The organism is Micromonospora sp. NPDC047467 (genome assembly GCF_040643095.1).
GTDB lineage: Bacteria > Actinomycetota > Actinomycetes > Mycobacteriales > Micromonosporaceae > Micromonospora.
In genome coordinates, this window is record NZ_JBEYTO010000021.1 from 1 (window position 1) to 8605 (window position 8605).

7 protein-coding genes are annotated in these 8605 nt (G+C 68.8%); all 7 read right to left on the reverse strand.

Annotation, left to right across the window (positions count from 1 at the left end; genetic code table 11):
• Nucleotides 1-128 precede the first annotated feature (128 nt).
• The 7 genes from ABZ780_RS31455 to rplK all read right to left on the reverse strand — a co-directional run bounded on the left by ABZ780_RS31455 (nucleotide 129) and on the right by rplK (nucleotide 8320).
• Nucleotides 129-3560, reverse strand: coding sequence for a DNA-directed RNA polymerase subunit beta (locus ABZ780_RS31455; RefSeq protein ID WP_357012920.1), 3432 nt, complete (start codon nucleotides 3558-3560; stop codon nucleotides 129-131).
• Between the two features lie 569 nt (nucleotides 3561-4129).
• Nucleotides 4130-4513, reverse strand: coding sequence for a 50S ribosomal protein L7/L12 (rplL, locus tag ABZ780_RS31460; RefSeq protein WP_357012919.1), 384 nt, complete (start codon nucleotides 4511-4513; stop codon nucleotides 4130-4132).
• A gap of 52 nt (nucleotides 4514-4565) precedes the next feature.
• Nucleotides 4566-5114: a 50S ribosomal protein L10 gene (rplJ, locus tag ABZ780_RS31465; RefSeq protein ID WP_053653962.1), complete on the reverse strand. Its 549-nt coding sequence runs from the start codon at nucleotides 5112-5114 to the stop codon at nucleotides 4566-4568.
• Between the two features lie 353 nt (nucleotides 5115-5467).
• Nucleotides 5468-6157, reverse strand: a complete 690-nt coding sequence (locus ABZ780_RS31470) for a hypothetical protein (protein WP_357012918.1) — start codon at nucleotides 6155-6157, stop codon at nucleotides 5468-5470.
• Nucleotides 6154-7014: an ATP-binding cassette domain-containing protein gene (locus tag ABZ780_RS31475; protein ID WP_357488368.1), complete on the reverse strand. Its 861-nt coding sequence runs from the start codon at nucleotides 7012-7014 to the stop codon at nucleotides 6154-6156. Before ABZ780_RS31475 ends, ABZ780_RS31470 begins: the two co-directional genes overlap by 4 nt.
• 80 nt (nucleotides 7015-7094) lie before the next feature.
• On the reverse strand, nucleotides 7095-7811 hold the full coding sequence (rplA, locus tag ABZ780_RS31480) for a 50S ribosomal protein L1 (RefSeq protein ID WP_357012916.1): 717 nt from the start codon (nucleotides 7809-7811) through the stop codon (nucleotides 7095-7097).
• 77 nt (nucleotides 7812-7888) lie between these two features.
• On the reverse strand, nucleotides 7889-8320 hold the full coding sequence (gene rplK, locus ABZ780_RS31485; RefSeq protein WP_357012915.1) for a 50S ribosomal protein L11: 432 nt from the start codon (nucleotides 8318-8320) through the stop codon (nucleotides 7889-7891).
• Nucleotides 8321-8605 lie beyond the last annotated feature (285 nt).

Genomic DNA, 8605 nt, shown 5'->3' on the forward strand with positions numbered 1-8605 from the left:
TTTTTTTTTTTTTTTTTTTTTTTTTTTTTTGTTTTTTTTTTTTTTTTTTTTTTTTGTTGTTTTTTTTTTTTTTTTTTTTGGGGGGGGGGGGGGGGGGGGCCGGCCCCCCCCCCCCCCGACCGCTCACCTCAGACCTCTTCGACCGAGCTCGGCTCGCGCCGGGACAGGTCGATGCCCAGCTCCTCAGCGGCCCGGAACACCTCGTCGTCGGTCTCGCGCATCTCCAGGGCCACACCGTCGCTGGACAGCACCTCAACGTTGAGGCACAGCGACTGCAGCTCCTTGAGCAGCACCTTGAACGACTCCGGGATGCCCGGCTCCGGGATGTTCTCGCCCTTGACGATGGCCTCGTAGACCTTCACCCGGCCAAGAACGTCGTCGGACTTGATCGTGAGCAGCTCCTGCAGGGCGTACGCGGCGCCGTACGCCTGCATCGCCCAGCACTCCATCTCACCGAAACGCTGACCACCGAACTGCGCCTTACCACCCAGCGGCTGCTGCGTGATCATCGAGTACGGGCCGGTCGACCGAGCGTGGATCTTGTCGTCGACCAGGTGGTTGAGCTTCAGGATGTAGATGTAGCCGACCGCGATCGGGTCCGGCAACGGCTCGCCGGAGCGACCGTCGTACAGCTGCGCCTTGCCACTGGAACCGATCAGCTGGTTGCCGTCACGGTTCGGCAGCGTCGACGCCAGCAGGCCGGAGATCTCGGCCTCGCGGGCACCGTCGAAGACCGGGGTGGCCACGTTCGTGTCCCCCTCGGACTCGTGCGCGTCGATCGAGCGCAGCTGCCGCTTCCAGTCCGTGTCGTCGCCCTCGACCTTCCAACCGGTCTTGGCCACCCAGCCGAGGTGCGTCTCCAGCACCTGGCCGATGTTCATCCGGCTCGGCACACCCAGCGGGTTGAGCACGATGTCGACCGGGGTGCCGTCCTCCAGGAACGGCATGTCCTCGATCGGCAGGATCTTCGAGATGACGCCCTTGTTGCCGTGCCGGCCGGCGAGCTTGTCGCCGTCCTGGATCTTGCGCTTCTGGGCGACGTAGACCCGGACCAGCTCGTTGACACCCGGCGGCAGCTCGTCGCCGTCCTCGCGGGAGAACGTGCGCACACCGATGACCGTGCCGGTCTCGCCGTGCGGCACCTTCAGCGAGGTGTCCCGAACCTCGCGCGCCTTCTCACCGAAGATCGCGCGGAGCAGGCGCTCCTCCGGGGTCAGCTCGGTCTCGCCCTTGGGCGTGACCTTGCCGACCAGGATGTCGCCGGGGACGACCTCGGCACCGATCCGGATGATGCCGCGCTCGTCGAGGTCCGCGAGCATTTCCTCGCTGACGTTCGGGATGTCGCGGGTGATCTCCTCCGGGCCGAGCTTGGTGTCCCGGGCGTCGACCTCGTGCTCCTCGATGTGGATCGAGGTGAGCACGTCCTGCTGCACGAGGCGCTGCGACAGGATGATCGCGTCCTCGTAGTTGTGGCCCTCCCAGCACATGAACGCCACGAGCAGGTTGCGCCCGAGCGCCATCTCGCCCTCGTCGGTGCACGGCCCGTCGGCGATGACCTGACCGGCCTCGACGCGGTCGCCCTCGAAGACCACCGGCTTCTGGTTGACGCAGGAGCCGGCGTTGGAACGGCGGAACTTGTGCAGCAGGTACGTCCGGCGGTGGCCGTCGTCCTGGTGGATGGTGACGTAGTCGGCGCAGAGATCCTCGATCACACCGCCGACCTCGGCGACCACCACGTCGCCAGCGTCGACCGCGGCCCGGTACTCCATGCCCGTACCCACCAGCGGCGCCTCGGCCTTGACCAGCGGCACCGCCTGGCGCTGCATGTTCGCGCCCATCAGTGCCCGGTTGGCGTCGTCGTGCTCGAGGAACGGGATCATGGCGGTCGCGACCGAGGTCATCTGCCGGGGCGAGACGTCCATGTAGTCGACGGCACCGGGGACGACGTCCTCGGTCTCGCCGCCCTTACGACGACACAGCACCCGGTCCTCGGCGAACGTGCCATCGGCCTGCAGCGGCGCGTTGGCCTGGGCCTTGACGAACCGGTCCTCCTCGTCCGCGGTCAGGTAGTCGATCTGGTCGGTGACCCGACCGTCGACGACCTTCCGGTACGGCGTCTCGATGAAGCCGAACGGGTTGACCCGGGCGAAGGTGGACAGCGCGCCGATCAGGCCGATGTTCGGGCCTTCCGGCGTCTCGATCGGGCACATCCGGCCGTAGTGGGACGGGTGCACGTCGCGGACCTCGAAGCCGGCCCGCTCCCGGGACAGACCACCCGGGCCGAGCGCGCTCAGCCGGCGCCGGTGGGTAAGACCCGCCAGCGGGTTGGTCTGGTCCATGAACTGGGACAGCTGCGACGTCCCGAAGAACTCCTTGATCGCCGCCACCACCGGGCGGATGTTGATCAGGGTCTGCGGGGTGATCGCCTCGACGTCCTGCGTGGTCATCCGCTCGCGGACGACCCGCTCCATCCGGGACAGGCCGACCCGAACCTGGTTCTGGATCAGCTCACCCACGGTCCGCAGGCGCCGGTTGCCGAAGTGGTCGATGTCGTCGGCCTCGTAGCCATCCTCACCGGCGTGCAGCCGGCACAGGTACTCCACGGTGGCGACAACGTCGTCCTCGGTCAGCGTGCCGGTGGTGATCGGCACGTCGACTTCGAGCTTCTTGTTGAACTTGTAGCGCCCGACCTTGGCGACGTCGTACCTCTTCGGGTTGAAGAAGAGGTTGTCGAGCAGGGTCTGGGCGTTCTCGCGCGTCGGCGGCTCGCCAGGGCGCAGCTTGCGGTAGATGTCGAGCAGGGCCTCGTCCTGGCCGGCGATGTGGTCCTTCTCGAGCGTGGTCATCATCAGCTCGGACCAGCCGAACCGCTCGCGGATCCGCTCAGCCGACCATCCGATGGCCTTGAGCAGGACGGTGACGGCCTGCCGACGCTTGCGGTCGATGCGTACGCCGACCGTGTCACGCTTGTCGATGTCGAACTCCAGCCAGGCACCCCGACTCGGGATGACCTTGACGCTGGAGAGGTCGCGGTCGGAGGTCTTGTCCGGCTCCTTGGAGAAGTACACACCCGGAGACCGGACGAGCTGGCTGACCACGACGCGCTCGGTGCCGTTGATGACGAAGGTGCCCTTGGGCGTCATCATCGGGAAGTCGCCCATGAACACCGTCTGGCTCTTGATCTCGCCAGTGGTGTTGTTGGTGAACTCCGCGGTGACGAAGAGCGGAGCGCAGTAGGTCAGGTCCTTCTCCTTGCACTCCTCGATCGAGGCCTTGACCTCGTCGAAGCGCGGCGCCGAGAAGGAGAGTGACATGGTGCCGGAGAAGTCCTCAATGGGACTGATCTCTTCGAGGATCTCCGCGAGACCCGAGCGTGCGTGCGGGTCGTCCGCCGACCGGCCCTGCCAACCCTCGTTGCCGACGAGCCAGTCGAAGGACTCGTTCTGAATGGCGAGGAGGTTGGGGACCTCGAGGTGTTCGGTGATCCTGCCGAATGAAACTCGGCGGGGCGCGAAAGCGCTCGACGTACGACTGGTCTTCGCAGGGCGGGAAGCTGCCAAGATGCGTCCTTCCGAGGACCGGTGCTGCAGAACGGCTGGTACGCGTGCACTCCAATGACCCCACCAGAAATATCCGTAACCGGACATTTCCGAGCAGGGGTCTAGTCGGAAGGCAGCGCAAACTAGCAGTGTAGCCGAGAGGCTAACCGCTGTCCAGCCCAACCCACAGGTCGTTGCGGAACGTGCCTCGGCCCCCGTGAACCGGGGCTTGCCGGGCCGCTCAGAACGCAACGCTCCCGCTGGGCCGCTCGGGATGCTGCGGTCGATGGTGCCGCCGCTGTCATACCCACATCGTGGCCGTCGCAAGCGCGGTGTCTTGCTGGTGTCAGCGTGCCTGGCAGGCCGGTGCCGCGTCAAGGCCCGGTATCCGGGTCGTCACTTCTTTCCCACCTGGGGGCGACCCGCGACCCTCATCCGGGTGGTCGGGCGACACTCCTCGGCACCCAGCTCAGGACGGCTGTCACCCGATCCACCAACACGGCGGGCGGCGATCCGAGTCGGATCGCCGCCCGCCGTGACGCGATCGTGCCGCGGCTCACGAGCCGGACACAGCGCTGGTGGAGCTCAGGTCACTTGAGGGTGACCTTGGCGCCTTCGCCCTCGAGCTTGGCCTTGGCCTTCTCGGCGGTCTCCTTGTTGACCTTCTCCAGGATGGCCTTCGGCGCGGACTCGACCGCGTCCTTGGCCTCCTTGAGGCCCAGGCCGGTCAGCTCACGCACGACCTTGATGACCTGGATCTTCTTGCCACCGTCAGCCTCGAGGACGACGTCGAACTCGTCCTTCTCCTCCTCGACGGGAGCAGCAGCGGCGCCGCCGCCAGCCGCGGCAACCGCGACCGGAGCCGCAGCGGTGACCTCGAAGGTGTCCTCGAACTGCTTCACGAACTCGGAGAGCTCGATCAGCGTCATCTCCTTGAACGCGTCGAGCAGCTCGTCGGTGCTGAGCTTCGCCATATCTGGCGTCCTTTCTAAAGGTTGTTTAAGAACGTGGGTGCGCCGCGCGGCCTCAGGCCGCCTCGGCGCCCTCCTGCTCGCGCTTCTTGTCCGCCAGGGCGGCCGCCGCGCGGGCGGCCTTGGAGAGCGGAGCCTGGAACAGGGCCGCGGCCTTGCTCAGGTTGCCCTTCATCGCGCCGGCCAGCTTGGCCAGCAGCACCTCGCGGGACTCCAGGTCGGCGAGCTTCGTGACCTCGGCCGCGGAAATGGCCTTGCCCTCGAAGACACCGCCCTTGATGACGAGCTTCGGGTTGGCCTTCGCGAAGTCGCGAAGCCCCTTCGCCGCCTCGACGACGTCGCCCGAAACGAAAGTCAGCGCGGTAGGACCGGAGAACAGCTCATCGAGGCCGGTGATGCCCGCGTCCGTCGCAGCACGCTTCGCCAGCGTGTTCTTGGCGACCGTGTAGCTGGTCTCGGCGCCGAGCGAGCGCCGCAGCTGGGTGAGCTGGGAGACCGTCAGACCGCGGTACTCGGTCAGCACGGTGGCGCCCGCGCTACGGAAGCTCTCGGTCAGCTCAGCGACGGCCGTGGCCTTGTCGGCCCGGATCGGCTTGTCCGCCATGTCCCTCCTCTCTCGTTACTCGAGGCTGGTCCCCGTCTCGGCCGGAGCCGGAACGTCAGGCGAGGGCAGCGCGACAACGAAAAAGCCCCGGCGCAGGGCGCACGGGGCGAGGGCCGGCGGATCGACACGGTCGGCGGACCATGCTCACTGCCGAGTTACGCTTGCCGCCCTACGCGGGTCGCCCGTGTGTCGCGGGACCTTCGACCGTGCCGGAGCACGGTGACCAGCGGTCTCTGGGTGGTTCCTCATCCGTGAGAACACGGATGACGTTTGAAGCGTACGCGCCCACGCCACCAGCACCAAATCGCCCCTGGTGAGCCAGGTCACCGTCGCCCCGGCAGCCCTTCGCCCGCTCAGCCCTCGGCCCGGCGCCGCCACAGGTATCCGCCGGCGACCGCGGCGCTCCATGCCACCGCCCACCCGGTCAGCCCGAGCAGGGTGAGCGCGGCGGCGTCGCCCGCGGTGGTCCGGGCCGTGGCCATGATCGGCGGCGCCAGCCAGGGGACCACCGAACCGCGCAGACCGAGCACCACCGCGCCGACGCCACCGACGGCCAGCACCGCGACACCGTACCCGGCGCCGCCTACCGACGCCCGGCTGGCCAGCGCGCCAAGGGCAACCGCAGCGGGTACGACCAGCAGGTGCGCCCAGAGCCCCAGCGCGAGCCCGACCGGCACCGACCGGTCCCCCGGATCGACCGGGCCGGTGACCCCGCCAACCAGCCACGGAAAGAGCAGCGCCACGGCCACCGCCACCATCGCCGCCAGGCCAGCGGCGAGCAGCCCCGCAGCCCGCTCCCGGGCCACGCCGACCGTCACCTGGGCGAGCCGACGCTGCACGTCCGGCTCGATGTCCAGCAGGATCTTGGTCTGCCAGGCGAGCACCGGGAAGAGCACCACAGCGGACACGCCGTACGCCTCCGCCGGCTGGGCCCGGCCGCCGCCGTACAGCGTGCCGAGCGCGACGAGGCCGGCGAGCAGCGGCGCCAACGCCCGCCCGGTACGCAGGAAACCGGCCAACCGCATCCGCACCAGGGCGTTCATCGGGCCTCCCCCACGGTCGGCTCGACAATCGGTTCGACGTCCACGGCTGCCCCCGGATGCTCCGGCGCGGGCTCACCGGCCGGCCGGACAGGCGTGGGCTCGGGTCGCGCCTGTGGTGCGGCGATGGAGGTGTCGGCGCGTACTCGAAGAATCTGGTGACCCTCGGCCCGCAACCGGGCGAGGGTGCCGGCGACCCGCGCGGCCGGCACCGCGACCTCGACCACCGCGATCGCCTCGCCCGGCGACGTCTCCTCGGTCAGCGAGCCGTCGGCCACCGCCCAGCGACGCGCGCCCGGCAGCCGGACCGTCTCGCCCCGGTGGTCACTGACCAGGACGGCGCCGCCGCCGGCCACCACCTCGTCGATCAACTCGGGAACCAGGTCGCGGGTCGCGGCGTCCAGGCCCTCCCACGGTTCGTCGAGGACCAGCAGGCCCGGCGGTCGCAGCATCGCCTGAGCGAGGCCCACCTTCTGCGCGGTGCCCTTGGACAGCTCCGGAAGCCGCACCGCGCGGAACGCGCCCAGCCCGAGCCGCTCCGTCCAGACCGCCACCGCCTCGTCGGCGGCCGGCCGACCCAGGCCGGCCGCCCGGGCCATGCCGGTCAGGTAGCGGGCCACCGTGAAGGGCTGCTCGGCCGGGAAACGCTCCGGCACCCAGCCCACCCGGGCGGGGCGGTCGGCGACGCGACCCCGGCCCGGCCGGAGCACCCCGGCGGCCACCTGGAGCAGCGTGGACTTGCCCACCCCGTTGCGACCCAGCACGACCGCGACCTCGCCCGGACCGAGCCGCGCGTCCACGCCTCGCAGCACCCACGGCCCACGCCGGTGGTACCGCAACCAGACGTTCTCCAACCGCATGGGGCCGAGACTGCCACACCACAGACGCGCCGGGGCGCCGCCACGGTGGTGGCGGCGCCCCGGTGGAGCGAACTGTCGGATCAGGCCTCGGCCGCGTCCTCACGAAGGTTCTTCACCAGGTTCGGGTCGACCGGAACGCCCGGGCCCATCGTGGTGGTCAGGATGACCTTGCGGAGGTACTTGCCCTTCGCTGCCGACGGCTTGGCGCGCAGCACCTCGTCGAGCACCGCCGCGTAGTTGTCGACCAGCTGGGTCTCCGTGAAGGAGGCCTTGCCGATGATCAGGTGCAGGTTGGAGTGCTTGTCCACCCGGAAGGTGATCTTGCCGCCCTTGATGTCCTGCACCGCCTTGGTGACGTCCATGGTCACCGTGCCGGTCTTCGGGTTCGGCATGAGACCGCGCGGGCCCAGGATCCGCGCGATCCGGCCGATCTTGGCCATCTGGTCCGGCGTGGCGATGGCCGCGTCGAAGTCGAGCCAACCACCCTGGATGCGGGCGACCAGCTCGTCGGTGCCCACCTCGTCCGCGCCCGCCGCGACGGCCTCCTCGGCCTTCGCGCCGCCGGCGAACACGATCACGCGGGCGGTCTTACCGGTGCCGTGCGGCAGGTTGACCACGCCGCGGACCATCTGGTCCGCCTTGCGCGGGTCGACGCCGAGGCGCATGGCGACCTCGACCGTGGCGTCGAACTTGACGTTGGTGGTCTCCTTGGCCAGCTTCACGGCCTCGGCGGGGGTGTAGAGCTTCGACCGGTCGATGACATCGGCGGCCTTGCGGTAGCTCTTGCTGCGCTGCATTGCTGATTACTCCTGTGGTCTCTGGCGGGCCGCTCGGCGCGAGCCCTCCCACGGTCGGGTCGTCGGCGGGGCCGACGTCAGTCGTTGACGGTGATGCCCATCGACCGGGCGGTGCCGGCGATGATCTTCTCGGCCTGGGCCAGGTCGTTGGCGTTGAGGTCGGCCATCTTCTTCTCGGCGATCTCACGCAGCTGGACGCGGCTGATCGAGCCGACCTTCTCCGCCTGCGGAACGCCCGAGCCCTTCTGCACACCGGCAGCCTTGATCAGCAGCCGGGCGGCGGGCGGGGTCTTCAGCACGAAGGTGAAGGACCGGTCCTCGTACACGCTGATCTCGGCGGGGACGATGTCGCCCCGCTGGGACTCGGTCTGCGAGTTGTAGGACTTGCAGAACTCCATGATGTTCACGCCGTGCTGGCCGAGCGCGGGGCCGACCGGCGGCGCCGGCGTGGCCTGGCCCGCCGGCAACTGAAGCGTGAACGTCTTGACGAGCTTCTTCTTCGGAGGCATGTCACTTCCTGGGGCTTGGAGCTGGGAAAATGCGGCTGTCGCCGCCCTCGGAGCGCGCACGGTCAGCGCGGTGCGACAGCGGCGACATTCAAGAGTAGCGCAGGCCGCAGCCCACTCGTCCGCCGAGGTCGAGCGGGAGGGCGTACGCCGACGTGGGGGGGGGGGGGGGGGGGCCCCCCCCCCCCCCCCCCCCGGGAGGGGGACGGGAGGTGGTTGTTTGAGACCACGCGCGGGCCGCCCCCAAACAAAAACACCCACAAAAACAAAAAAAAGTAGAAGGTGATA